The organism is Pseudomonas sp. NPDC090592 (genome assembly GCF_044769185.1).
GTDB lineage: Bacteria > Pseudomonadota > Gammaproteobacteria > Pseudomonadales > Pseudomonadaceae > Aquipseudomonas.
The window spans coordinates 198,464-221,839 of record NZ_JBIVXJ010000002.1 but is presented as its reverse complement, the minus strand read 5'-3'; the positions used below and the strand labels follow the sequence as shown (position 1 = coordinate 221,839).

The 23,376-nt window shown below is 61.6% G+C and carries 17 protein-coding genes; 11 read left to right on the top strand and 6 right to left on the bottom strand.

Features of this window, described 5'->3' with window-relative positions:
* The first annotated feature begins 338 nt into the window (after positions 1 to 338).
* Positions 339 to 1,958: an FMN-binding glutamate synthase family protein gene (locus ACIQUI_RS02550; protein ID WP_403194705.1), complete on the top strand. Its 1,620-nt coding sequence runs from the start codon at positions 339 to 341 to the stop codon at positions 1,956 to 1,958.
* 139 nt (positions 1,959 to 2,097) lie between these two features.
* Here the strand turns inward: ACIQUI_RS02550 and ACIQUI_RS02545 are convergent, their stop codons facing one another.
* Positions 2,098 to 3,516, bottom strand: coding sequence for an amino acid permease (locus ACIQUI_RS02545; RefSeq protein WP_391132050.1), 1,419 nt, complete (start codon positions 3,514 to 3,516; stop codon positions 2,098 to 2,100).
* 392 nt (positions 3,517 to 3,908) lie between these two features.
* On the opposite strand from ACIQUI_RS02545, the gene ACIQUI_RS02540 reads away from it, so the two are divergent.
* From ACIQUI_RS02540 to ACIQUI_RS02530, 3 genes are all read left to right on the top strand, one after another.
* A complete protein-coding gene (locus ACIQUI_RS02540; RefSeq protein WP_403194702.1) occupies positions 3,909 to 7,058 on the top strand; it encodes a transglycosylase domain-containing protein in 3,150 nt (1,049 codons plus the stop codon).
* Positions 7,059 to 7,147: 89 nt separating this feature from the next.
* Positions 7,148 to 7,693 carry a PadR family transcriptional regulator gene (locus ACIQUI_RS02535; RefSeq protein ID WP_403194700.1) on the top strand — a complete coding sequence of 182 codons (546 nt, stop codon included), beginning with the start codon at positions 7,148 to 7,150 and terminating at the stop codon, positions 7,691 to 7,693.
* Entirely contained in the window at positions 7,686 to 8,447 is a 762-nt protein-coding gene (locus tag ACIQUI_RS02530) for a siderophore-interacting protein (RefSeq protein ID WP_403194698.1), read from the top strand. Before ACIQUI_RS02535 ends, ACIQUI_RS02530 begins: the two co-directional genes overlap by 8 nt.
* Positions 8,448 to 8,567: 120 nt before the next feature.
* On the opposite strand, the gene ACIQUI_RS02525 is transcribed toward ACIQUI_RS02530, so the two are convergent.
* Complete coding sequence (locus ACIQUI_RS02525; RefSeq protein WP_403194697.1) at positions 8,568 to 9,203, bottom strand: Pr6Pr family membrane protein; 636 nt, start codon at positions 9,201 to 9,203, stop codon at positions 8,568 to 8,570.
* A gap of 1 nt (position 9,204) precedes the next feature.
* Positions 9,205 to 9,426 carry a VF530 family DNA-binding protein gene (locus ACIQUI_RS02520; protein ID WP_403194696.1) on the bottom strand — a complete coding sequence of 74 codons (222 nt, stop codon included), beginning with the start codon at positions 9,424 to 9,426 and terminating at the stop codon, positions 9,205 to 9,207.
* Between the two features lie 163 nt (positions 9,427 to 9,589).
* Here ACIQUI_RS02520 and ACIQUI_RS02515 point away from each other — a divergent pair, with 163 nt between their 5' ends.
* The 5 genes from ACIQUI_RS02515 (at position 9,590) to ACIQUI_RS02495 (ending at position 18,916) form a co-directional block, all read left to right on the top strand.
* Positions 9,590 to 11,638 carry a TonB-dependent receptor gene (locus ACIQUI_RS02515; RefSeq protein ID WP_403194694.1) on the top strand — a complete coding sequence of 683 codons (2,049 nt, stop codon included), beginning with the start codon at positions 9,590 to 9,592 and terminating at the stop codon, positions 11,636 to 11,638.
* Positions 11,639 to 12,008: 370 nt separating this feature from the next.
* Complete coding sequence (locus ACIQUI_RS02510) at positions 12,009 to 13,343, top strand: carbohydrate porin (protein WP_403194692.1); 1,335 nt, start codon at positions 12,009 to 12,011, stop codon at positions 13,341 to 13,343.
* Positions 13,344 to 13,372: 29 nt separating this feature from the next.
* Complete coding sequence (locus ACIQUI_RS02505; protein WP_403194690.1) at positions 13,373 to 15,784, top strand: glucose/quinate/shikimate family membrane-bound PQQ-dependent dehydrogenase; 2,412 nt, start codon at positions 13,373 to 13,375, stop codon at positions 15,782 to 15,784.
* A 148-nt stretch (positions 15,785 to 15,932) separates the two neighbouring features.
* Complete coding sequence (lon, locus tag ACIQUI_RS02500) at positions 15,933 to 18,353, top strand: endopeptidase La (protein ID WP_403194688.1); 2,421 nt, start codon at positions 15,933 to 15,935, stop codon at positions 18,351 to 18,353.
* 170 nt (positions 18,354 to 18,523) lie between these two features.
* A complete protein-coding gene (locus ACIQUI_RS02495; protein WP_403194686.1) occupies positions 18,524 to 18,916 on the top strand; it encodes a protease inhibitor I42 family protein in 393 nt (130 codons plus the stop codon).
* Positions 18,917 to 18,922: 6 nt separating this feature from the next.
* Here ACIQUI_RS02495 and ACIQUI_RS02490 read toward each other — a convergent pair whose 3' ends face one another.
* Positions 18,923 to 19,867 (bottom strand): alpha-xenorhabdolysin family binary toxin subunit B, encoded by a 945-nt coding sequence (locus tag ACIQUI_RS02490; protein ID WP_403194684.1) that lies wholly within the window; start codon positions 19,865 to 19,867, stop codon positions 18,923 to 18,925.
* On the bottom strand, positions 19,860 to 21,191 hold the full coding sequence (locus ACIQUI_RS02485; RefSeq protein WP_403194682.1) for an alpha-xenorhabdolysin family binary toxin subunit A: 1,332 nt from the start codon (positions 21,189 to 21,191) through the stop codon (positions 19,860 to 19,862). Before ACIQUI_RS02485 ends, ACIQUI_RS02490 begins: the two co-directional genes overlap by 8 nt.
* Before the next feature lie 60 nt (positions 21,192 to 21,251).
* On the opposite strand from ACIQUI_RS02485, the gene cmoA reads away from it, so the two are divergent.
* Positions 21,252 to 21,995, top strand: coding sequence for a carboxy-S-adenosyl-L-methionine synthase CmoA (gene cmoA / locus ACIQUI_RS02480; RefSeq protein ID WP_403194680.1), 744 nt, complete (start codon positions 21,252 to 21,254; stop codon positions 21,993 to 21,995).
* The gene (gene cmoB / locus ACIQUI_RS02475) at positions 21,992 to 22,948 is read left to right on the top strand and encodes a tRNA 5-methoxyuridine(34)/uridine 5-oxyacetic acid(34) synthase CmoB (protein ID WP_403194678.1); all 957 of its coding nucleotides are present in this window, start codon (positions 21,992 to 21,994) and stop codon (positions 22,946 to 22,948) included. Before cmoA ends, cmoB begins: the two co-directional genes overlap by 4 nt.
* Before the next feature lie 70 nt (positions 22,949 to 23,018).
* Here cmoB and ACIQUI_RS02470 read toward each other — a convergent pair whose 3' ends face one another.
* Complete coding sequence (locus ACIQUI_RS02470; RefSeq protein ID WP_286918920.1) at positions 23,019 to 23,222, bottom strand: hypothetical protein; 204 nt, start codon at positions 23,220 to 23,222, stop codon at positions 23,019 to 23,021.
* Positions 23,223 to 23,376 lie beyond the last annotated feature (154 nt).

Here is a 23,376-nt window from a genome sequence, read left to right as displayed (position 1 = left end):
GCAGCCGGTGCCAAGCACCGCGCTGGACTCTTCGCGGCGGTTCGACGCCTCGACGCGCCCGCTCCCACAGAGTACGCGGTGCGCCCGGCATCAGTTCTCTGCGCGACAGCGCAGCCCAATGGGCTGGGCAATCTCCCACAGGAATATCACAAAGCCAGAAGGTGATGATGCACCTGTGGGAGCTGGCTTGCCGGCGATAGGGCCGGTAAGTCCGGCACATGACTTGGCGAGAATGATTTTCGCTACCCCGATTTTAATTTGCAGTGCCCGGCAACTTGGCTATGGTCGGGGTTTGCCCCCAGGCCCTGAGCCTGACCGCGCCATCGCAAGGACCCCGTATGAGCCTGTCACTTCTCAGCCGCTATGCCTTCTTCGCCGCCTGTGTACTGTTCACCCTGGCGAGCCTGCCCTTTACCCACCACGAATGGTTGTGGCCGTTCACCCTGACCACCGGCATCCTCAGCCTGCTCGGCCTGTTCGACCTGCTGCAGCAACGCCATGCGGTTCGTCGTAACTACCCGATCCTGGGTAACATCCGCTACCTGGTAGAGGCCATCCGCCCGGAAATCCGCCAGTACCTGCTGGAGTCGGACAGCGACGCCCTGCCGTTCTCCCGTGCCCAACGTTCGCTGGTGTATGCGCGGGCAAAGAACGAGGCGTCGGACAAACCGTTCGGCACCCTGATCGATGTGTATGAATCCGGCTTCGAATTCATCGGCCATTCCATGCGCCCTGCGCCGCTGGCCGACCCGGCCAGCTTCCGCATCATCGTCGGCGGGCCGCAGTGCAGCCAGCCGTACTCGGCATCGATATTCAATATTTCGGCCATGAGCTTCGGGTCGCTCAGCGCCAATGCCATCCGCGCCCTCAACCAGGGCGCCAAGCTGGGCAACTTCCACCATGACACCGGTGAAGGCAGTATCAGCCCCTATCACCGGGAGCACGGTGGCGACCTGGTCTGGGAACTGGGCAGTGGCTACTTCGGTTGCCGCACGCCGGACGGGCGCTTCGACCCCGAACGCTTCGCCACCCAGGCGCGCAGCCCGCAGGTGCGAATGATCGAAATCAAGATGAGCCAGGGTGCCAAACCCGGCCATGGCGGCATCCTGCCGAAACACAAGGTCACTCAGGAAATTGCCGAAACCCGCGGTGTGCTGATGGGTGAGGACTGCATCTCGCCTTCGCGCCACAGCGCATTCTCGACCCCGATCGAGATGATGCAGTTCATTGCCCGTTTGCGTGAGCTGTCCGGCGGCAAACCGGTTGGCTTCAAATTCTGCCTGGGCCACCCCTGGGAGTTCATGGGCATTGCCAAGGCCATGCTGGAAACCGGCATTCTGCCCGATTTCATCGTCGTCGATGGCAAGGAGGGTGGTACCGGCGCGGCACCGGTGGAGTTCACCGACCATATCGGTGTACCGCTGCGCGAAGGCCTGCTGTTCGTGCACAACACCCTGGTGGGCCTGAACCTGCGGGACAAGATCAAGCTTGGAGCCAGCGGCAAGATCGTCAGCGCCTTCGACATCGCCAGCGTACTGGCCATTGGCGCTGACTGGGCCAACTCGGCGCGCGGCTTCATGTTCGCCATCGGCTGCATTCAGTCGCAAAGCTGCCACACCAACAAGTGCCCGACCGGCGTGGCAACACAAGACCCGCTTCGCCAGCGTGCGCTGGTAGTGCCGGACAAGGCCCAGCGGGTGCTTAACTTCCACCACAACACGTTGCGAGCCTTGGCTGAAATGCTCGCTGCGGCAGGTCTGGAGCACCCGGCACAATTGGAAGCCAAGCACCTGGTGCGGCGTATCTCGGCCACCGAGATCAAGCTGTTCTCGCAGATGCATGTGTTCTTGAAACCGGGGGAATTGCTGACCGGCGAGGTGAATGGCCAGTTCTATTCGCGCATGTGGCAACTGGCGCGGGCGGACAGCTTTGAGCCGCACAGCGAAGTGGCAGGCTGATAGGGAGCCGGGGCTGCTTTGCAGCCCATCGCCGGCAAGCCAGCTCCCACAGGTACAGCGCAAGGTTCCAGGGAAATGCGGTCGGGGTGGGAGCTGGCTTGCCGGCGATGGGCCGCAAAGCGGCCCCGGCAATTTCAGGTCAGGAAGCGGTACTGGCCACGCCCTGCGCTTCTTTCGGCGCCAACCGGAACGCGTAATACAGCACCGTCAGCAGCACCAGGAACGCCGGGCCGATGTACAGGGCCACGCGGGTATCCTCGAAGTACGCCATCAGGCCGACCACCAGCACCAGGAACGCCAGGGCCAGGTAGGAGCTCAGCGGCCACAGCCACATGCGGTACTTCAGCGCCTTGCGCTCAGCGGTGGTAAGGCCTGCGCGGAACTTGAGCTGCGCCAGCAGAATCATTACCCAGGTCCAGATCGCGCCGAAGGTGGCGATCGAAGTGACCCAGACAAACACCTTTTCCGGCACCAGGTAGTTGGCCAGCACGCCCAACAGCAGTGCGCCAATCGACAACAGCAGCGCATTGCGCGGTACACCGTTCTTCGAGGTACGGGCGAAGGCCGCCGGCGCCTGGCCGTTCTGCGCCAGGCTGTAAAGCATGCGCCCGGTGCTGAAAATGCCACCGTTGCACGACGACAATGCCGCAGTGATGACCACGAAGTTGATGATGCCCGCGGCGGTCTTGATACCAAGGCGCTCGAAGGTCATGACAAACGGGCTACCTTGGCTGCCGATTTCGTTCCACGGGTAGATCGACAGGATCACGAACAATGCGCCGACGTAGAACAGCAGGATGCGCCAGAACACCGAGCCAATGGCCTGCGGGATGGTCTTTTGCGGGTTGCGTGCCTCGCCGGCCGTCAAACCAATCATTTCCACGCCCAGGTAGGCGAACATCACCATCTGCAGCGACATCAACACGCCGGTCATGCCATTAGGCATGAAGCCACCGTTGCTCCACAGGTTGGAAATGCCCAAAGCGACACCGTCATTGCCAAAGCCGAAGGCAATGACGCCGATACCGCCCAGCACCATGGCGATGATGGTGACGATCTTGATCAGCGCAAACCAGAACTCGAACTCACCAAAGGCCTTTACCGCCACCAGGTTGACCGCGCCCATGCTGCCCAGCGCCGCGAGGGCCCAGATCCAGCGTGGTACATCGGGGAACCAGATGCCCATATAGATGGCCACCGCGGTAATTTCGGCAACGCAGGTCACCAACCAGAGGAACCAGTAGTTCCAGCCGGTAAGGAAGCCAGCCAGCGGGCCGAGGTAGTCTTGTGCATAGCGGCTGAACGAGCCGGCGACCGGGTTGTGCACGGCCATTTCACCAAGGGCGCGCATGATGACCAGGATGGCCAGGCCGCCGATGATGTAGGAAAGCATGATGGCAGGGCCGGCCATTTCGATGGCCTTGGCCGAGCCCAGGAAGAGACCGACGCCGATACAGGCGCCCAGCGCCATCAGGCGGATGTGCCGTTCGCCCAGTTCACGCTTGAGCGGGCCGCCTTCAGTGGCAGGGCCGTGGGCAGGGTGGTTGCCGACTGGCATAGCAATACAACCTCATTTTGTTATTGGATTTGACCTTCGTGCAGCACCGGCCATGCCGATAGGCGTGGCGTTGGCTTGCCAGGCTGGCCTTGTGGGCCGGCCCGTATGCCGGGTTAGAGCGCCCGGCAGGGCGAAGGGGGCGAGCAGTATAGGAAGACCGTTGTAGGGGTTTTCACTGTATATGTGCAGAAATTTGGCGAGAAATCCGGGGGCGTGAAGCTGTCGCCCCGCTCGCCTGGGCACCATAGCAACATCGTTGCCCGAATAAACCCACACCAAAGCCGCATAGCCCTACGCTACTTTTCTCCGCGTCCTACAAATTTTTCACCTCAGCCGCTCAACGTCTAAGCTTCAGACAAGCAACACGAAAATACCTGGCCGGATAGAAGACTATGGGCGCACTGTGGCAATCGGAACCAAGCAGAACGGAAGCACCCGAGATACCTCCGGCCGAGACGCCACAACCCAAGTCACCCCGTCAGCGTCGGCTATGGTGGCGCCTGATCATTCTCATCCTGCTGGTGGCGCTGGTGGCTATCGGCTTTGCTGCGTATGACGAATTCCGCACGTCCGAACTGCAATCGCGAGAATTCAGCAAACTGGCCAGCACCCTGACGTATTCGCTGCAGCCCGGCCCCAGCGACGCCATCGTCTACCCCGGTGAAGGCCCCTTCGACAAACGCCTGGGCTACAGTGCCCTGGGCGAATTCCTGCCGCGCCTGCTCAAACGCGACTACATGATCAGCGAGCAGGTGAAGTTCTCACCTGCGTTGATGAACTACGTTGATCACGGGCTGTTCGTGCCCTACATCGAGAAAATCCAGGCCGGCCTGTCAATCACCGACTGCCGTGGCGACATGCTGTACCAGTACAACTACCCGCAGCACCTGTACCCGGACTTTGCGGCGATTCCGCCAGTGATGGTCAACAGCCTGCTGTTCATCGAGAACCGCGACCTGCTCGATACCCAGGACCCTCGCAACAACCCGGCAGTGGACTGGCCACGCTTTGCCAAGGCCGCCTACAGCCAGGTGGCCAAGTACCTCGCCCTGCCTGGCCAGTCCGCCGGGGGCAGTACCTTGGCCACGCAGCTGGAAAAGTACCGCCACTCACCGGACGGCCTGACCGTTTCGGGCGCCGAGAAAATACGGCAGATGATTTCTGCCAGTGTACGCGCCTACCGGGGGGGGCCTGACACCACTGAAGCGCGCCAGCGCATCGTGCGTGACTACCTCAACAGCGTGCCGCTGTCTGCGGTGCCTGGGCATGGCGAAGTGCACGGCATGGCGGAAGGTTTGCGGGTGTGGTACGGCGCCGATTTCGACCAGGTCAACCAGGCCCTGACCTCCACTGCCAGCGACCCGGAGAGCATGGCGGCACGCGGCCTGGCCCTGCGCCAGGTACTGTCGCTGATGATCGCCCAGCGCCGCCCCTCACATTACCTGTCCAAGGGCCGCGTCGAGTTGGCCGAACTCACCGACTCGCACATCCGCGTGCTCGCCGCCAACAAGGTGATCGAGCAGCCGCTGGCCGATGCCGCGCTGGCCAGCAAGGCGGTGTACCGCGACTGGGTGGCACAACCGACCATCGTGCCAATTGTCACCAACAAGGGCATCAGCCTGGCGCGCAACCGCATGGCGGCCATGCTCAACCGCCCACTGTACGACCTCGACCGCCTTGACGTGTCTGCCACCAGCACCCTGCAGGCGGACTTGCAGTTGCAGGTGAGCCAGTACCTGAAGAACCTTGCCGACCCCGCGTTCGCTGCGCAAATGGGCCTGATCGGCGAGCGCCTGCTGACCAGCAAGACCACCGACCAGGTGAGCTACAGCTTTACCCTGTTCGAGCGCACTGCCGACGGCTCCCGGGTGCGGGTACAGACCGATAGCACCAACCAGCCCTTCGACATCAATGAGGGCAGCAAGCTGGAGTTGGGCTCCACCGCCAAACTGCGGGTACTCACCACGTATCTGGAGATCATCGCCGAACTGCACGACAAATACGCCGGCAAGCCCGCTGCCGAACTGAAAAAGGTCGAGGTGGCGGAGCTGGACCGCATCACCCAGTGGTCGCTGGAATGGCTGGCGCAAAACAGCAAGAACCAAAGCCTGGATGCCATGCTCGACGCCGCGCTGGAACGCAAGTATTCCGCCAACACCGGCGAAGCCTTCTTCACCGGCGGTGGCATGCATGTGTTCAACAACTTCCGCAAGGAAGACAACAACCGCAACCCAACGCTCAAGGATGCCCTGCGCGAATCGATCAACCTGCCGTTCATCCGCCTGATGCGCGACCTGGTGCGTTACGTGACCTACCAGCAGCCGTTCAACCGCGTGCCGCTGCTCAAGGACGACGCCGACCCGCGCCGCCAGGAATACCTGGCCCGTTTCGCCGACAAGGAAGGCACCAATTATCTGATGCGCTTCTGGAAGAAATACCAGCGCAAGACCTCGCAACAACGCCTGGACACGTTCCTCGACAGCATGCGCGTGACCCCGCAGCGGCTGGCTGCGGTGCATCGCTACCTGTTCCCGGATGCCGGGCAGGAAACCTTCAATGCCTTCGTGCGCGCCCACCTCAAGGGTGACAAGGTTGCCTTGCGCAAGCTGACCGATGGGCGCCTGTCGGAGATGTACGACGCTTACGGCCCAGGCAAGTACGACCTGCCCGACCAGGGCTACATCGCCAAGGTTCACCCGCTGGACCTGTGGCTGCTCGGCTACCTGCTGAAGAACCCCAGTTCAAGCCTGACCGAAATGGTCAACGCCAGCCGCTTCGAGCGCCAGGAGGTCTACGGCTGGCTGTTCAAGAGCCGCTACCAAGGCGCCCGCGACAGCCGTATCCGGACCATGGTCGAAATCGAAGCCTTCCTCGACATCCACCAACGCTGGAAACGCGTGGGCTATCCATTCGACCACCTGGTGCCCTCGCTCGCCACCGCCATCGGCAGCTCGGGCGACCGCCCTGCCGCCCTCTCGGAGCTGGTCGGCATCATCCAGAACGACGGCATTCGCCTGCCAACCCTGCGTATCGACACCCTGCACTTTGCTGCCGACACACCTTACGAAACCAAGTTGATCAGCGACCCGGACCGGGGTGTGCGGATTCTTCCGGTTGAAGTGGCGCGTGCGCTCAAAGGCGCCATGTCGCAAGTGGTAGATGCAGGCACAGCGCGGCGCATTTCCGGCAGCTTCAAGCTGCAAGACGGCACCCCACTGGTGATGGGCGGCAAGACCGGTACCGGTGACAACCGCATCGAGAGCTTCGGCGCCGGCGGTCGGCTTATCGGTTCGCGCTCGCTCAACCGTACCGCCACGTTCGTGTTCTTCCTGGGCGACAACCACTTCGGCACCCTCACCGCCTTTGTGCCGGGGCGCTCGGCAGAGGCATTCAAATTCACCTCGGCACTGCCGGTACAGGTGCTCAAAGGCATGGCCCCGATACTCATGCCGTACCTGCAGCCGGGCAATCCGAATGAATGCAAGCCGCCGCAGGTAGCGGTGAACACCACCGCACCAAAAGGGGATGCATCGAAAGACTAGATGATAATCATTCGCATAAAAGGGCTTGTCTTTAGATATATCTTGAGTAATATCTTACGATATATCGCAAACGACGGAGCCCTGCCCCCATGCGCGAACACACCCCCCATGACCCCTTTGAGCGGCGCCCCGGCCGCGGCGAACGCGGCCCACGCGTGTTTGCCCCCGGAGACCTCAAGCTGCTGATGCTGGCCATGCTTGCCGAGCAGCCTGGCCACGGCTATGACCTGATCCGCCAGATCGAAAACCTGTTCGACGGCAGCTACAGCCCAAGCCCCGGGGTGATCTACCCCACGCTGAATTTTCTTGAAGAAGCCGAGTTGATCAGCGGCCAGGTGCAGGGCAGCAAACGCCTTTACGCCATTACCGATGCCGGCCGCACAGCCCTGGCTGAACAGGCCGTCGCGCTGGACGGCGTGCGCATGCGCATTGAAGTCAGCAAACGCGCCCTGCGCGGCCATGACCGCCCACCAGAAATTCATGAAGCCGTCGGCAACCTGCGCCACGCGCTGCACATGCACAGCGGCCGCTGGACGCCGGAGGAAATCGAACGGGTTCGCGACTTGCTCAACCAAACTGCCAAGGCCATCGCCTCAGGGCCGGCTGAACCTGCAAGGGAGACCTCCCATGAGTGACACCATCCACCGCGTCAACCACGAGATCCGCCAGCGCCGCCTGCAGGTACTGCGGGTCACCGACCTCACCCCGCGCATGCGCCGCATCACCCTCGGCGGTGCCGAATTGCAAGGCTTCACCAGCGTAGGCAGCGACGACCATATCAAACTGCTGTTCGCCGAAACGCCGGAGCAACAGCAGGCCATCGAGGCCCGGAACATGGGCCGGGACGGTGGTGCACGGCCCACCATGCGCGAGTACACGCCACGGCGCATCGACCTGGTGGCCAATGAGCTGGATATCGATTTTGTACTGCACGGCGATGGCCCCGCCTCCACCTGGGCTGCGCAGGCCGCGCCGGGGCAAACCTTGAACATCGCCGGGCCACGGGCATCGCTGGTGGTGCCGGATATGTTCGACAGCTACCTGCTGATCGGTGACGAAACGGCCATTCCGGCGATTGGTCGTCGACTGGAAGAACTGCCGGCAGGCCGCCAGGTGCTGGCGGTGATCCAGGTCGAAGACGAACAGGAGCGCCAGCCACTGCCGAGCAAGGCCCAGGTGGAAGTGATCTGGGTACGCCGCCAGCAGGAAGATTTGCTGGCGCTGGTGAAAAACCTGACGTTGCCGCAAGGCCGGTTGTACGGTTGGGTGGCGCTGGAAAAGGCACTCACCCGCCAGGCCAAGGCGTTGTTGCTTGAGAAAGGCGTGCCGGAAGATGCGCTGAAGGCTGCGGCCTACTGGCGGGCCGACGGGACTGCGGACGACGAGTGATTGTTTTTTGCCTGTTCCGGCCTCTTCGCGGGCACGCCCGCTCCCACAGGTACTCCACTGCCCTCGGGATAAGTGCAGTACCTGTGGGAGCGGGCATGCCCGCGAAGAGGCCAGCACAGGCTAAGCAAATTTCCGCACCCCGCGCCACCGGTCCAGCCCCAGCAACACCAGCCCTATCCCCCAGAACCCCGCCAGCACCCCAAGGGCATTGAGCATCACCTGCCCATACCCCAGGCTCGCCACATCGATGAACGGGTAGGCATACACGCCAATCTCGCTCCCCCGCCACAGCGCATAGCCGAAGTACACCGCCGGGTATATCGCCCAGACCGCCAGGTGCCATAGCCGCAACCTGCCCTTGGGCACCGCGCACCACCAGTACAAGGCATACAGCACCGGCATCACATCGTGCAGCAGTTCATCCGCCAGCCACTGCCAGCCTTGCGGCTGCCACAAATGGCGCAACAACACGCTATAGGCCAACCCAACCAGCAGGATGCTGGCAGCAATTGCCGAACTCACCGAGGGCGACAGGAAGAAACGCTTGCCACGCCCTTCCCGCCCAAATGCCGCATAGCTGAGCACCGTCGCCACCAGGGTATTGCTCAGTACGGTGAAATAGCCGAACACATTGATCAGGCCGCCAATCAGGCTGGCCTGCTCCTGCCAGCGAGCCACCAGCACCAGGTAGACCTGAACGGTCAAACCGAACCAGCCCAGCACGGCCATGCCAGTCAGCCAGGGACGTTGCGGCATTTCAGGCCTGACGCTGCAGCTTCACATACAGCTGCTCGACCTTTTCCCGCGCCCACGGTGTTTTACGCAAGAAGGTCAGGCTCGACTTGATGGTCGGGTTGCTCTTGAAGCAGCGCACATCGACGCGCTCGGCCAGGCCCTGCCATTGGTAGTGCGTTACCAGCTCAGTGAGGATCTGTTCAAGGGTCTTGCCGTGCAGCGCGTTGTGGTGGGCCGTGCTCATGCTGTGCTCCGTAGGAAAGATGCGCACCTTACACGAGTGTAGTGGTGGGTGGGATCAGTGCTGTCGACAGAAAAACCACTGGCCATGGGCAAAACCTCTGTGCTGAAATAGATATGTTATGTTGTAACATTACAAAAGCATCTGCCAAGGAACGCCCCATCCCATGTTGTACGCACCGCTTCGCCTCTCCCCCCTTGCCGTCGCGCTCTGGCTGGCTGCCTCACCCAGCCAGGCCGTGGAACTCGAACCCCAGGTCATCACTGCCAACCCGCTGGGCAACCATCAGCTGGCCGCTCCCAGTACCGTGCTTGAAGGCGACAACCTGTTGCAGCAACAGCACGGCAGCCTCGGTGAAACCCTGAACAAGCAGCCCGGTGTCAGCTCCACCTGGTTCGGCCCTGGTGCCAGCCGCCCGGTAATCCGCGGCCTGGACGGCGACCGTATTCGCATTCTGCGCAATGGCGTCGGCGCCCTGGATGCCTCGTCGCTGTCCTACGACCACGCCGTGCCGCTGGACCCGGTCACTGTCGACCGCGTCGAGATCGTTCGCGGCCCGGCCGCCCTGCTGTACGGCGGCAACGCCATCGGTGGCGTGGTCAATACCTTCGACAACCGCATCCCGGATGCGCCCATCGACGGCATCCACGGTGCCGGCGAACTGCGCTACGGCGGCGCCGACACCACCCGCAGCAGTGCCGGCAAGCTCGAGGCCGGTAACGGCACCTTCGCCCTGCACCTGGATGCCAACAGCCGCCAGTTCAACGACCTGCGCATCCCCGGTTACGCGCGCAGCGCCAAGGTACGTGACGCCGATGAGCCCGGCCGCAAACACCGCCTGGAAAACAGCGACGGTCGCCAGGACGGTGGTGCAATCGGTGGCGCCTACCATTGGGATCACGGTTACGCCGGCCTGTCGTACAGCGGCTACGACAGCAACTACGGCTCGGTGGCCGAATCCGGTGTGCGCCTGGACATGAAACAGGACCATTACGCCTTCGCCTCCGAGGTGCGTGACCTCGACGGCCCGTTCAGCTCGGTCAAGGTCGATGCCGGCTATACCGATTACGAACACAGTGAGATCGAAGAAGGCGAGGTGCACACCACCTTCAAGAACAAGGGCTACGAAGCCCGCATCGAAGCCCGCCATCAACCGCTCGGGCCAGTGGAAGGGGTGATCGGTGCGCAGGTCAGCCGCAACGAATTCTCCGCCCTGGGCGAGGAAGCTTTCGTCCCGCACACCAATACCGACAGCCTGGCCCTGTTCATGCTGGAGCAGTGGCAGGCCACCGAGCGCCTGAACCTGAGCCTGGGTGCACGCCTGGAGCACACGCGGGTCGACCCGGATGCCAAAGGCAACGAGAATTTCGTCGATGCCGACAGCGCCAGCAGCTTCAACGCCTTCAGCCTGTCTTCCGGAGCGGTGTACCAACTCGACCCGGTCTGGTCGCTGGCTGCCAACCTCGGCTACACCGAACGCGCCCCGACCTTCTACGAGCTGTACGCCAATGGTGCCCATGTGGCTACCGGTGCATTTGAAGTCGGTGATGCCAGCCTGAACAAGGAAAAAGCCATTTCCGCCGACCTGGCGCTGCGCTTCGACAATGGCACCCACAAAGGCAGTGTCGGAGTGTTCTACAGCCACTTCCGCAACTACATCGGGCTGATTGGCACCGGCAACATCCGAGAAGGCGGGCATGACCACGACCATGACGAAGAAGACCACGACCACGATCATGACCACGACGGATTCCCGGAGTACCAGTACCAGGGCGTCCGGGCGCGCTTCTACGGCATCGAAGCCCAGGACCGCTGGCAGCTGGTCGAGAACCGTTACGGCAGCTTTGCGCTGGAACTGTCCGGTGACTACACCCGCGCCAAGAACCTCGACAGTGGCGAGCCGCTGCCACGCATTGCCCCGCTGCGCCTTAACAGCGGCCTGGTGTGGGAGCTGGACCGCTGGCAGGCACGGGTCGATGTGCAGCATGCAGCATCGCAGCACCGCAAGCCGGCCAACGAAACCAGCACCGATGGCTACACCACACTGGGGGCGAGCGTTGGCTACCGCTTCGACATCGGCCAAAGCCAGTGGCTGGCGTTTGTCCGCGGCGAGAACCTGACCGACCAGACCGTACGCTACGCCAGCTCGATCCTGCGCGATATCGCACCGGCGCCGGGGCGTAGTGTGGAAGTGGGCCTGCGTACCACCTTCTGATTGCGAACGAGCATCTGTGGGAGCGGGCATGCCCGCGAAGAATCCAACGCGGTGGATGGCACGGGCTTCGCCCGTGTTCGCGGGCAAGCCCGCTCCCACAGGGATTCGCGCCAGCCTTTAGAAGTTGAGCAAGACAATTGCTCCCACAGAGCACTGGCAAACTTTCAGGTTTGAGCGCCGGTATTGACTGTTGCCCAATCCGCAACAATCAACTGCGACAATTTGTCTTTTTTTCTTACAACTTCCGCTATATCCTCCTCGCCTCAAGCTGAAACGCTTCACCGAAACCATCTTGTCGCCATATCCATTGAAGGGCCTGCCCTTCGATGCGCTTGTCGTTTTTTCAATAATCAAAAGATAGCGCTATCTCATGCTCCAACTGCCCAAAACCTGCTACATCGGCCTTGCCCTCAGTGCCCTGGCAACCTCAACCGCCGCCAGCGAAATGTTCGCCAGCGACTCCCCATGGATGCTCGGCGACTGGGGCGGCACCCGCAGCGAATTGCTGGAAAAAGGCTACGACTTCACCCTCGGCTACACCGGCGAGATGGGCAGCAACCTGCACGGCGGCTACGACCACGACCGCACTGCACGCTACAGCGACCAGTTCACCTTTGGCAGCCACCTGGATCTGGACAAGATCCTCGGCTGGCATGACGCCGAGTTGCAGCTGACCATCACCGAACGTCACGGCGACAACATCAGCAACGACCGGATCAACGACCCACGGGTCGGCGGCTTCACCTCGGCCCAGGAAGTATGGGGCCGTGGCGAAACCTGGCGGCTGACGCAGATGTGGATCAAGCAGAAGTATTTCGATGGCGCGCTGGACGTGAAATTCGGCCGGTTCGGCGAAGGCGAAGACTTCAACAGCTTCCCTTGCGACTTCCAGAACCTGGCCTTCTGCGGCTCGCAGGTGGGCAACTGGGTCGGCGGCATCTGGTACAACTGGCCCGTCAGCCAGTGGGCCCTGCGCGTGCGCTACAACCTCACCCCCGAACTGTACGCACAGGTCGGCGTGTTCGAGCAGAACCCCTCCAACCTCGAATCCGGTAACGGCTTCAAGCTCAGCGGCAGCGGCACCCAAGGCGCAGTAATGCCAGTCGAACTGGTATGGACCCCACGTATCCAAGACCTGAAAGGGGAATATCGCGCCGGCTACTACTACAGTAATGCCAAGGCACAAGATGTTCTCAAGGACAGCAACGGTCAGCCGGCAGCCCTCAGCGGCGCCGCCTACCGCAGCAGCTCGAGCAAGCACGGCATGTGGCTCGGCGCCCAGCAGCAGGTGACCTCGCTGGCGTCAGACCAGTCGCGTGGCCTGAGCCTGTTCGCCAACGCCACGGTGCACGACAAGAAGACCAATGCCATCGACAACTATGTGCAGGCAGGACTGGTATACAAAGGGCCTTTTGACGCCCGCGCCAAGGACGACATCGGTTTCGCCCTGGCTCGCGTGCACGTCAACCCTGCCTACCGCAAAAACGCCCGCCTGGCCAACCAGGCCGCCGGCCTCGACGACTACGACAACCCCGGTTTCCTGCCGGTGCAGGACACCGAGTACAGCGCTGAGCTGTACTACGGCATCCATCTGGCCGACTGGCTCACGGTACGCCCCAACCTGCAGTACATCCGCCACCCGGGCGGGGTGTCGCAGGTCGATGGCGCGCTGGTCGGCGGCCTGAAGATCCAGAGCAGTTTCTAACCCCTTTTTGACCTGACGGAGAACCTACGATGAGCACTGAAAGTGCCAACAATGGAAGCCGCTGGCTACCGCGCCTGGTCGGCGCGTTGCTGTTGCTGATGGGCCTGGCCCTGCTGGCTGGCGGCATCAAGCTGAGCCAGCTGGGCGGATCGCTGTACTACCTGATCGCCGGTATCGGCTTTGCCCTGTCGGGCATCCTGCTGCTGGCCCAGCGTCGCATTGCCCTGGGCCTGTACGGCCTGGTGCTGCTGGGCAGCACGGTATGGGCCTTGCTCGAGGTGGGCCTGGACTGGTGGCAACTGGTGCCACGCCTGGCCATCTGGTTTGCCATCGGCGTAGTGCTGTTGCTGCCATGGGCACGTCGCCCGCTGATCGGCCCAGCTGTCAAAGCCAATACCGCTTTGCTCAGCGTTGCAGTGGTCGCTTCGGGGGCTTGCGCAATCGCCAGCCAGTTCACCCACCCCGGTGAAGTGTTCGGCGAACTGGGCCGCGAAAGCAGCGAAATGGCCAGCGCCGCCCCGGCCATGCCCGATGGCGAATGGCAGGCCTATGGCCGTACCGAGCATGGTGACCGCTATTCGCCACTGCGCCAGATCACCCCGCAGAACGCCTATCGCCTGGAAGAAGCCTGGCGTATTCGTACCGGTGACCTGCCCACCGAAAACGACCCGGTGGAGCTGACCAACCAGAACACCCCGCTGAAGGTCAACGGCATGCTCTATGCCTGCACCGCACACAGCCGCCTGCTGGCCCTGGACCCGGACACGGGTGCGGAAATCTGGCGCTACGACCCTCAGGTGAAAAGCCCGGTCGGCACCTTCAAAGGCTTTGCCCACATGACCTGCCGTGGCGTTTCGTATTATGACGAAAACCGCTACGTCAGCCGCGACGGCAGCCCGGTACCGAAAATCACCGACGCAGGCCAGGCCGTGGCCCAGGCCTGCCCGCGGCGCCTCTACCTGCCAACCGCCGATGCCCGCCTGATCGCCATCAACGCCGACAACGGCAAAGTCTGCGAAGGCTTCGCCAACCAAGGCGTGATCGACCTGACCACCGGCATCGGCCCGTTCACTGCCGGCGGCTACTACTCCACCTCGCCGGCTGCGGTCACCCGCGACCTGGTGATCATCGGTGGCCACGTCACCGACAACGAGTCGACCAACGAGCCGTCCGGCGTGATCCGCGCCTACGACGTGCACGACGGCCACCTGGTGTGGAACTGGGACAGCAACAACCCGGACGACACCAAGCCATTGGCCCCCGGCAAGCAGTACAGCCGTAATTCGGCCAACATGTGGTCGATCGCCAGCGTTGATGAAGACCTTGGCATGATCTACCTGCCACTGGGCAACCAGACCCCGGACCAGTGGGGCGCCGACCGCACCCCAGGCGCGGAGAAGTACAGCGCTGGCGTAGTGGCCTTGGACCTGGCCACTGGCAAGGCCCGCTGGAACTACCAGTTCACCCATCACGACCTGTGGGACATGGACGTCGGCAGCCAGCCGACCCTGGTCCACCTGAAGACTGACGATGGCGTGAAACCGGCAATCATCGTACCGACCAAGCAAGGCAGCCTGTATGTGCTCGACCGCCGCGACGGTACGCCAATCGTGCCGATCCGCGAAATCCCTACCCCGCAAGGCGCGGTGAAAGGTGACCACACCTCGCCGACCCAGGCCCGCTCCGACCTCAACCTGCTCGGCCCGGAACTGACCGAACAGGCCATGTGGGGCGCCACGCCGTTCGACCAGATGCTGTGCCGTATCCAGTTCCGTGAACTGCGCTACGAAGGCCAGTACACCCCGCCGTCCGAGCAGGGCTCGCTGGTCTACCCAGGCAACGTCGGCGTGTTCAACTGGGGCAGCGTGTCGGTTGACCCGGTACGCCAGCTGCTGTTCACCTCGCCCAACTACATGGCCTTCGTGTCGAAGATGGTGCCGCGTGAGCAGGTTGCCGAAGGCAGCAAGCGCGAAAGCGAGACCAGCGGCGTGCAGCCGAACACCGGGGCGCCGTACGCGGTGACCATGCACCCGTTCATGTCGCCGCTGGGTGTACCGTGCCAGGCCCCGGCCTGGGGTTATGTCGCCGCCATCGACCTGTTCACCAACAAGGTGGTGTGGAAGCACAAGAACGGTACCACCCGCGACAGCACCCCGGTGCCAATCGGCCTGCCGGTTGGCGTGCCGAGCATGGGCGGCTCGATAGTCACCGCCGGTGGCGTCGGCTTCCTCAGCGGCACCCTGGACCAGTACCTGCGCGCCTATGACGTGAACAACGGCAAGGAGTTGTGGAGTGCCCGCCTGCCGGCAGGTGGCCAGGCCACGCCAATGACCTACACCGGCAAGGATGGCAAGCAGTATGTGCTGGTGACTGCCGGCGGCCATGGCTCGCTGGGCACCAAAATGGGCGATTACATCATCGCTTACAAACTCGCTGAGTAAGCTGCAAGTCATAAGCTACAAGCTGCAAGTAAAAGCGGGGCCAATGCGGTCCCGCTTTTTTCTTGCAGCTTGAAGCTTGAAGCTTGAAGCTTGAAACCCAATCCCCCCCGCCCCATCTAAGCACCATAGTCATTCACGCAGGTGCCCCATGAGCGACCAGCAGGATTTCCCGGAACACCCCGACGAACACAGCGAAGTCGAGCACACCACTACCCAGGCCGAAACCGGCCACGCCCTCGCCCTGCCCGGCCAGCAGTTGCCGGACAAGGTCTACGTGATCCCGATCCACAACCGCCCGTTCTTCCCGGCCCAGGTACTGCCGGTCATCGTCAATGAAGAACCCTGGGCCGAAACCCTCGACCTGGTGGCCAAGTCACCGGACCACTGCCTGGCACTGTTCTTCATGGACACCCCGCCAGAAGACCATCGCCATTTCGATACCTCGGCGCTGCCGCAGTACGGCACGCTGGTCAAGGTGCACCACGCCAGCCGCGAAAACGGCAAGCTGCAATTCGTCGCCCAAGGCCTGACCCGGGTACGCATCCGCAGCTGGCTCAAGCACCATCGCCCACCCTACCTGGTCGAAGTGGAATACCCGCGCCAGCCCGCCGAACCGACCGACGAGGTCAAGGCCTACGGCATGGCGCTGATCAACGCGATCAAGGAGCTGCTGCCGCTCAACCCGCTGTACAGCGAAGAACTGAAGAACTACCTCAACCGCTTCAGCCCCAACGACCCGTCGCCGCTCACCGACTTCGCCGCCGCACTCACCTCGGCCACCGGCAACCAGTTGCAGGAAGTACTCGACTGCGTGCCCATGCTCAAACGCATGGAAAAGGTCCTGCCGATGCTGCGCAAAGAGGTGGAAGTCGCGCGCCTGCAGAACGAGATCTCGGCCGAGGTCAACCGGCAGATCGGTGAACACCAGCGTGAGTTCTTTCTCAAGGAACAGCTCAAGGTCATCCAGCAGGAGCTGGGCTTGACCAAGGACGACCGCAGTGCCGACCTTGAACAGTTCGAACAGCGCCTCGAAGGCAAGACCCTGCCGCCCCAGGCGCAAAAGCGCATCGATGAAGAGATGGGCAAGCTGGCTATCCTCGAAACCGGCTCGCCGGAATACGCCGTCACCCGCAACTACCTCGAATGGGCCACCGCCCTGCCGTGGGGCGTGTACGGCAAGGACAAGCTCGACCTCAAGCATGCGCGCAAGGTGCTCGACCAGTACCACGCGGGCCTCGACGACATCAAGGAACGCATCCTCGAATTCCTCGCCGTGGGCGCCTGGAAAGGCGAGATCAGCGGCTCGATCGTACTGCTGGTAGGCCCGCCCGGGGTGGGCAAGACCAGCATCGGCAAGTCCATTGCCGAGTCGCTGGGCCGGCCGTTCTATCGCTTCAGCGTTGGCGGCATGCGTGACGAAGCCGAGATCAAGGGCCACCGGCGTACCTACATCGGCGCCCAGCCCGGCAAGCTGGTGCAGGCGCTGAAAGACGTCGAAGTGATGAACCCGGTGATCATGCTCGACGAGATCGACAAGATGGGCCAGAGCTACCAGGGCGACCCGGCTTCGGCGCTGCTGGAAACCCTCGACCCGGAACAGAACGTCGACTTCCTCGACCACTACCTCGACTTGCGCCTGGACCTGTCCAAAGTGCTGTTCGTGTGCACCGCCAACACCCTCGACTCGATCCCCGGGCCGTTGCTCGACCGCATGGAAGTGATCCGCCTGTCCGGTTACATCACCGAAGAAAAGCTGGCCATCGCCAAGCGCCACCTGTGGCCCAAGCAGCTGGAAAAGGCTGGCGTGGCCAAGACCAGCCTCAGCATCAGCGACAGTGCCTTGCGCATGGTGATCGAAGGCTATGCCCGCGAAGCCGGCGTGCGCCAGCTTGAGAAGCAATTGGGCAAGCTGGTGCGCAAGGCCGTCATCAAGTTGCTGGAAGACCCTGAAGCCAAGCTGAAGATCGGCACCAAGGACCTGGAGGCCGCGCTCGGTACGCCGGTGTTTCGCAGCGAGCAGGTACTGGCTGGCAAAGGCGTGATCACTGGCCTGGCCTGGACCAGCATGGGCGGCGCCACGCTACCGATCGAGGCGACCCGCATCCACACCCTCAACCGTGGCTTCAAGCTGACCGGCAAGCTGGGGGATGTAATGAAGGAGTCGGCCGAGATTGCCTACAGCTACGTCAGCTCCAACCTCAAGCAGTTTGGTGGTGACACCGGGTTCTTCAATGAAGCGTTCATTCACTTGCACGTACCTGAAGGCGCCACGCCCAAAGACGGCCCGAGTGCCGGCATCACCATGGCCAGTGCCCTGCTGTCGCTGGCCCGTGACCAGGCCCCGAAAAAAGGCGTGGCCATGACCGGCGAGTTGACCCTCACCGGCCAGGTGCTGCCGATTGGCGGTGTGCGCGAGAAAGTGATTGCGGCGCGGCGGCAGAAGATTTTCGAGTTGATCCTGCCTGAGCCAAACCGTGGGGACTTCGACGAACTGCCCGATTACCTGCGCGAAGGCCTGACCGTGCATTTCGCCAAGCGCTTTGCCGACGTGGCCAAAGTGCTGTTCTAGCCTGCACCGGCCACTTCGCGGCTAAAGCCGCTCCCACAGGGATGTCACTGCCCTTGAAGGCGTCGGTGACCCTGTGGGAGCGGCTTTAGCCGCGAAGTGGCCGGCACTGACAACACAAAACTCATCGATCATCGGTTATCCTCAGGCCATCGCCAGCCCCCGGAGCCAACATGACCGCCCCTCGTCTGCTCGTTCCCCTGAGCTTCGCCCTGCTTTCTGCCTGCGCGCAACAACCCACACAGCCCGTCGAACTGGACGCCGAAAGTGAATGCCCAACGCGGCTGCAGGTTGGCCAGGCACTGACCCTGAGCTTGCCCAGCAACCCGTCAACAGGCTATCGCTGGCGCGTAGAAAACCCCGCCTCTAGCGTATTGCGCAGCCTCGGCCCAGAGGTTTACAGCGCCCCCGAAGAGCAAGACGTGGTCGGCAGTGCCGGGGTCTCAACCTGGCGCTTCCTCGCCAGCAGCACCGGGGAAGCACAACTGGTGCTGGTCTACCAGCAGCCTTGGGCAGCAGACGTCGCCCCGGTGCAAAGCTTCGACTGCAAGATTATCGTCCGCTAAAGGCGATCAACTGCGGTCGTACATCAGCTGTACCGCCTTCAGGTATTCGCACAGATCTTTCAACGCGACCGTAGCGGCTTCCAGGCCCATCGTTGTGCTGAGCCTGGAGGCCTGAGAATGCCACTCCAGTTCCACCTTGCGAAGCTCGTGCAGCCACGCGTTCTTGAGTGGCACAATGCCCGATAATGCTTTGACCGCTTCCAGTTCATCTTGCGCAGCTTGCAATGATCGCTGCACCTGCCGTTGGTCGGCCACTGCAGCTTCGATTTTTGTATCAAGCCTGGAACGGGCCTTGCTCAGGTCGGTGAAAGTCTTGGCCCCTTCCAACGCATCAGCGTGCTTGGAGAGTTTCTGCGTTACAGCCTTGAGCAACCCAGCATCGAATTTCGGATCAGTGATCAATCCTGCTATCTGGTCGATTTCGGCATCACTCGGGATCAAGCCCTTCAGTGCGCTTGCAATTGAAGGCTTCTCAAATACTTCGATCGCCTGAACAATATCTGCCCGTTGTTGCCGCAGCTGTTCCAATCGTAAATCGAACGCAGCGGCCTGTTCTTGAAGGCTGGCAGTGCGATTTACCAACTCTGCCAATGACTCGACCAAGGCCGATAACGAAAACAGCTCCAACCGTAGAAGCTTCCCAGCCAAGCGGACATGATGCTGGTTCAAGCGTTCCAATACACTGGCAAGCCTCGGGTGCGTATCTGCTTCCTGTACACCCGGTATGAAATCCCGGTCTTCCAGCAATGTGATACCGCCAATCAGGCTCTCCTTGAACGCACGTTCGACAAGTAGCAGCAGTGCGCGCAGTTCTCCCAGTTGCTCTCGTGCGCCTGGAAGCACTTTCATCTCCCAGTCTTCCATCAGCAGGAATATTTCATCTTGTACTGCCTGCATCTGCACAAAATCAGGTGTTCTGGCGTTAATATACGTAACGTCCATATCAGGCATCCTCATACTCCTCAACCAGCTCGTTGAACAATTCAGACAACGTATGGCAAATATTACTTATCTTGCTCCACGGCTTGATGACTTCAGAGAAGTCGTGAACAAATGACTCAAGTTGAGTGATAGTGCTCAGTTCCTGCGCTTCATTGACAGACGTACTGGCATACGAGGCAAGGAACAGCCAGACGTCTGCCAATCGCTTGGTGGCCGCCGACAGGTCCTTGCACCTGAATTGCAAATCCCTGACCAACGTCGAGACACGCTCGAAGTCATTGAGGGCGGGTGCAATTTTTCCCAATGCACCGGCCAGTTCGTCGCGCTTCTCGATCAGCGCATTCTTTCTAGCCCTGATTTTTTCTGCCTTGCTGCCAAACACACCACCGGTTATCACCAGCCCTACCGGCCCCAGCACAATGCCTGTGAACGCATATCCCACGTTGGCATCGTATTCGGATTTCAACTGATCAATCTCTTCATCCCACTGATCCAGTTGCTCGCGCTTTTTCAGCGTATCCTCATGAGAGACCTTTTCGTCGAAGTGCTTTAGCAGCCGGGCCATGCGCGGTTTCAGCTCACGCTTGATTTCACCATTAAACCAATTAGCGCGAGCATCGACGTCATCGATCCGTCGCCGGGTGCCTTCAATTTCCCTGACCAAATCGTTAATGCCAACTGTCAGCACGCTGGCAATCTGAGCTTGCTCTTCTTCGCTCAACTCCAGGGTATAGACATCCTCGCCCTGCTCGGCCTTGCGACTTTTAATCGCCATGAAAACTTCGCTGCTTTCAAGATTCTCCAACAGGCTGCCGCCACGCTGCACCAGGCTCTCGGCGAACAGCTCAATCTCAGGTCCTAACTGCTTTATGCTGCGCTCCAGTATGTCCCACTCATAGACATGCCGGTGCAACGCCACATACAAATCGTTAACCATCGAGGCATTAACACCCAGCGCCGCATAATCGACATCCCTTTCGATGTCTGCCTGAGTGCGGGGCAACTGGTTTACGACATTGACATACTTCTTGATGACTTTCAGGTTATCAGCCGTCAGCAAACTACCAACTTGTTGACCGCTGCCCAATCGGCTCTCGATGAATGAAAAGTAGCGCTCTGGCAACATTTTCACCCTGAGCACGGGGTCCAGTTCATCTACGGGTAGTTCTTCCCGTTCATTCATGGCATTCATTTCCCAATCCACAAACCCAATAAAGTAACGAGGGTGGAGTGTCCTCCCGAACCACATTAAAATCATTCGCCCAGATAACTTAACCGTGTAGGAAACTTCACTATCTCCGGCATGCCCCTCCGACCCTTCAAGCGTTGCCATGGCAAGATGCGTGGCCATTGGATAAAATGCGCCCCCGTTTCACCCTGTCTCGAGCCCGCCGTGAGCAAACAACCCGACCGCCTTTTCTCCCAACCCCTGGAGCAGGTCCCCGACTTCGTCTTCAACGAAGACGTGGTGCGCGTGTTCCCGGACATGATCAAGCGATCGGTGCCTGGCTACCCCACCATCGTCGAAAACCTCGGCGTGCTGGCCGCGCGCTTCGCCCAGCCGCACACTGCGCTGTACGACCTGGGTGCATCATTAGGTGCCGTCACCCAATCGCTACGCCGCCATGTGCGCAGTGACGGATGCCGGGTCATTGCCGTGGACAATTCTGCCGCCATGGTCGAGCGCTGCCGCCAGTACCTCACCGCCCAGGACTCGATGTTCCAGGAGCTGCTGCCGGTGCAAGTACTGGAAGCCGATATCCTGGCCCTGCCCTTCGAGCCCGCCTCGGTAGTGGCAATGAACTTCACCTTGCAGTTCATTGCCCCCGACCAGCGCCTGGAGCTGCTCGGCCGTATCCGCCAGGCGCTGTTGCCCGGCGGCGCGCTGATCCTCTCGGAAAAGCTGCGCTTTGCCGATGAGCAAGAGCAGGACCTGCTCAATGAACTGCACCTGGACTTCAAGCGTGCCAACGGCTACAGCGAACTGGAAATCGCCCAGAAACGCAGCGCCATCGAGAACGTGATGCGGCCCGACACCCTTGAAGCCCACCAGCAGCGCCTGCGTGCCGCCGGCTTCTCCAAGGTGGTGCCGTGGTTCCAATGCCTTAACTTTGCCTCGTTGATAGCCCTGCCATGATCGATCTGTCCCCCCTCGTCCGCCGCCTGGCGGGCACGCCCCTGGCTTGCTGGTCGCAAGGCCTGCAAGCACAACTGGAAGCCAAGCTGGAGAAAGGCCACGGTGACCTCGACCGCTGGCGCGGCGCGCTGCAAGCGCTGCCCGCCCTGCAACCCAGCGAAGTCGACCTGATCAACGGGCTGCGCCTGGACTGCGACTGCGATGACGCAACCCGCGCGCAGATGCGCCAGGCGCTCATGGGCCTGTCGCCCTGGCGCAAAGGGCCGTTCGATCTGTTCGGCGTGCATGTGGACACCGAATGGCATTCGGACTGGAAATGGTCACGGGTAAGCCCGCACCTGGACCTCAAGGGCAAGCGCGTGCTCGACGTCGGCTGCGGCAACGGCTACTACCAGTGGCGCATGCTCGGCGCCGGCGCCGACATGGTGATTGGTGTCGACCCCAACTGGCTGTTCTTCTGCCAGTTCCAGGCCGTGCAGCAGTACCTGCCAGAGCTGCCGGCCTGGCACCTACCCTTCGCCCTGGAAGACCTGCCTGCCAACCTGGAAGGCTTCGACACAGTGTTTTCCATGGGCGTGTTCTATCACCGCCGCTCGCCCATCGAGCACCTGCTGGCGTTGAAGGACTGCCTGGTCAAAGGTGGCGAACTGGTACTGGAAACGCTGGTGATCGAAGGCGACGAAAACCAGGTACTGGTACCAGAAGACCGCTACGCGCAGATGCGCAACGTGTGGTACCTGCCATCGGTGCCGGCCCTGGAACGCTGGTTGCGCCGTGCCGGTTTCAGCGATGTGCGTTGCGTCGATGTCAGCGTGACCAGCATCGAGGAACAGCGCAGCACCGAGTGGATGCGCTACCAGTCGCTGGGTGACTTCCTCGACCCGAACGACCACAGCAAGACCATCGAAGGGCTGCCTGCCCCACGCCGTGCCACGTTGCTGGCACGCAAATAAAAAAAGGCGCCCGGTTGGGCGCCTGAATACACCTGCGACGAGGAGCATTCGCAGCGCAGGTGCTGTTGCTTCAATCCTTGGCCAATTCCCGGGCCTTTTCCTGCGCTTTGCGCTCGCGTTCGGCAACGGCTTGTTGCTTGTCGCCATGCAGACGCTGCTGGTCTTCGCGGAACGCTTGCCAGAACTGTCTGGAGCGCTCCGCACCGCCCTCGGCGTAGACACTGGCACTGCCCAGGGCGAGGGTGGCCAACAGCAGGTATTTGGTCAGGTTCATCGTATTTGCCTCGTGATAACCGATCAGACACGGCCATCCTAGCGAGGGGCAGCTAACAGCAAGGTGAGACGGGGATTACAGTCCTGCAATGTGGGCTTCTATTGCCTGCACCGGCCTCTTCGCGGGCACGCCCGCTCCCACAGGTACTGCACAG

Coding starts and splice junctions, on each gene's coding strand:
- ACIQUI_RS02550 (WP_403194705.1), top strand. CDS start 339: ATGAGCCTGTCACTTCTCAGCCGCTATGCCTTCTTCGCCGCCTGTGTA.
- ACIQUI_RS02545 (WP_391132050.1), bottom strand. CDS start 3,516: ATGCCAGTCGGCAACCACCCTGCCCACGGCCCTGCCACTGAAGGCGGC.
- ACIQUI_RS02540 (WP_403194702.1), top strand. CDS start 3,909: ATGGGCGCACTGTGGCAATCGGAACCAAGCAGAACGGAAGCACCCGAG.
- ACIQUI_RS02535 (WP_403194700.1), top strand. CDS start 7,148: ATGCGCGAACACACCCCCCATGACCCCTTTGAGCGGCGCCCCGGCCGC.
- ACIQUI_RS02530 (WP_403194698.1), top strand. CDS start 7,686: ATGAGTGACACCATCCACCGCGTCAACCACGAGATCCGCCAGCGCCGC.
- ACIQUI_RS02525 (WP_403194697.1), bottom strand. CDS start 9,203: ATGCCGCAACGTCCCTGGCTGACTGGCATGGCCGTGCTGGGCTGGTTC.
- ACIQUI_RS02520 (WP_403194696.1), bottom strand. CDS start 9,426: ATGAGCACGGCCCACCACAACGCGCTGCACGGCAAGACCCTTGAACAG.
- ACIQUI_RS02515 (WP_403194694.1), top strand. CDS start 9,590: ATGTTGTACGCACCGCTTCGCCTCTCCCCCCTTGCCGTCGCGCTCTGG.
- ACIQUI_RS02510 (WP_403194692.1), top strand. CDS start 12,009: ATGCTCCAACTGCCCAAAACCTGCTACATCGGCCTTGCCCTCAGTGCC.
- ACIQUI_RS02505 (WP_403194690.1), top strand. CDS start 13,373: ATGAGCACTGAAAGTGCCAACAATGGAAGCCGCTGGCTACCGCGCCTG.
- lon (WP_403194688.1), top strand. CDS start 15,933: ATGAGCGACCAGCAGGATTTCCCGGAACACCCCGACGAACACAGCGAA.
- ACIQUI_RS02495 (WP_403194686.1), top strand. CDS start 18,524: ATGACCGCCCCTCGTCTGCTCGTTCCCCTGAGCTTCGCCCTGCTTTCT.
- ACIQUI_RS02490 (WP_403194684.1), bottom strand. CDS start 19,867: ATGCCTGATATGGACGTTACGTATATTAACGCCAGAACACCTGATTTT.
- ACIQUI_RS02485 (WP_403194682.1), bottom strand. CDS start 21,191: ATGGCAACGCTTGAAGGGTCGGAGGGGCATGCCGGAGATAGTGAAGTT.
- cmoB (WP_403194678.1), top strand. CDS start 21,992: ATGATCGATCTGTCCCCCCTCGTCCGCCGCCTGGCGGGCACGCCCCTG.
- ACIQUI_RS02470 (WP_286918920.1), bottom strand. CDS start 23,222: ATGAACCTGACCAAATACCTGCTGTTGGCCACCCTCGCCCTGGGCAGT.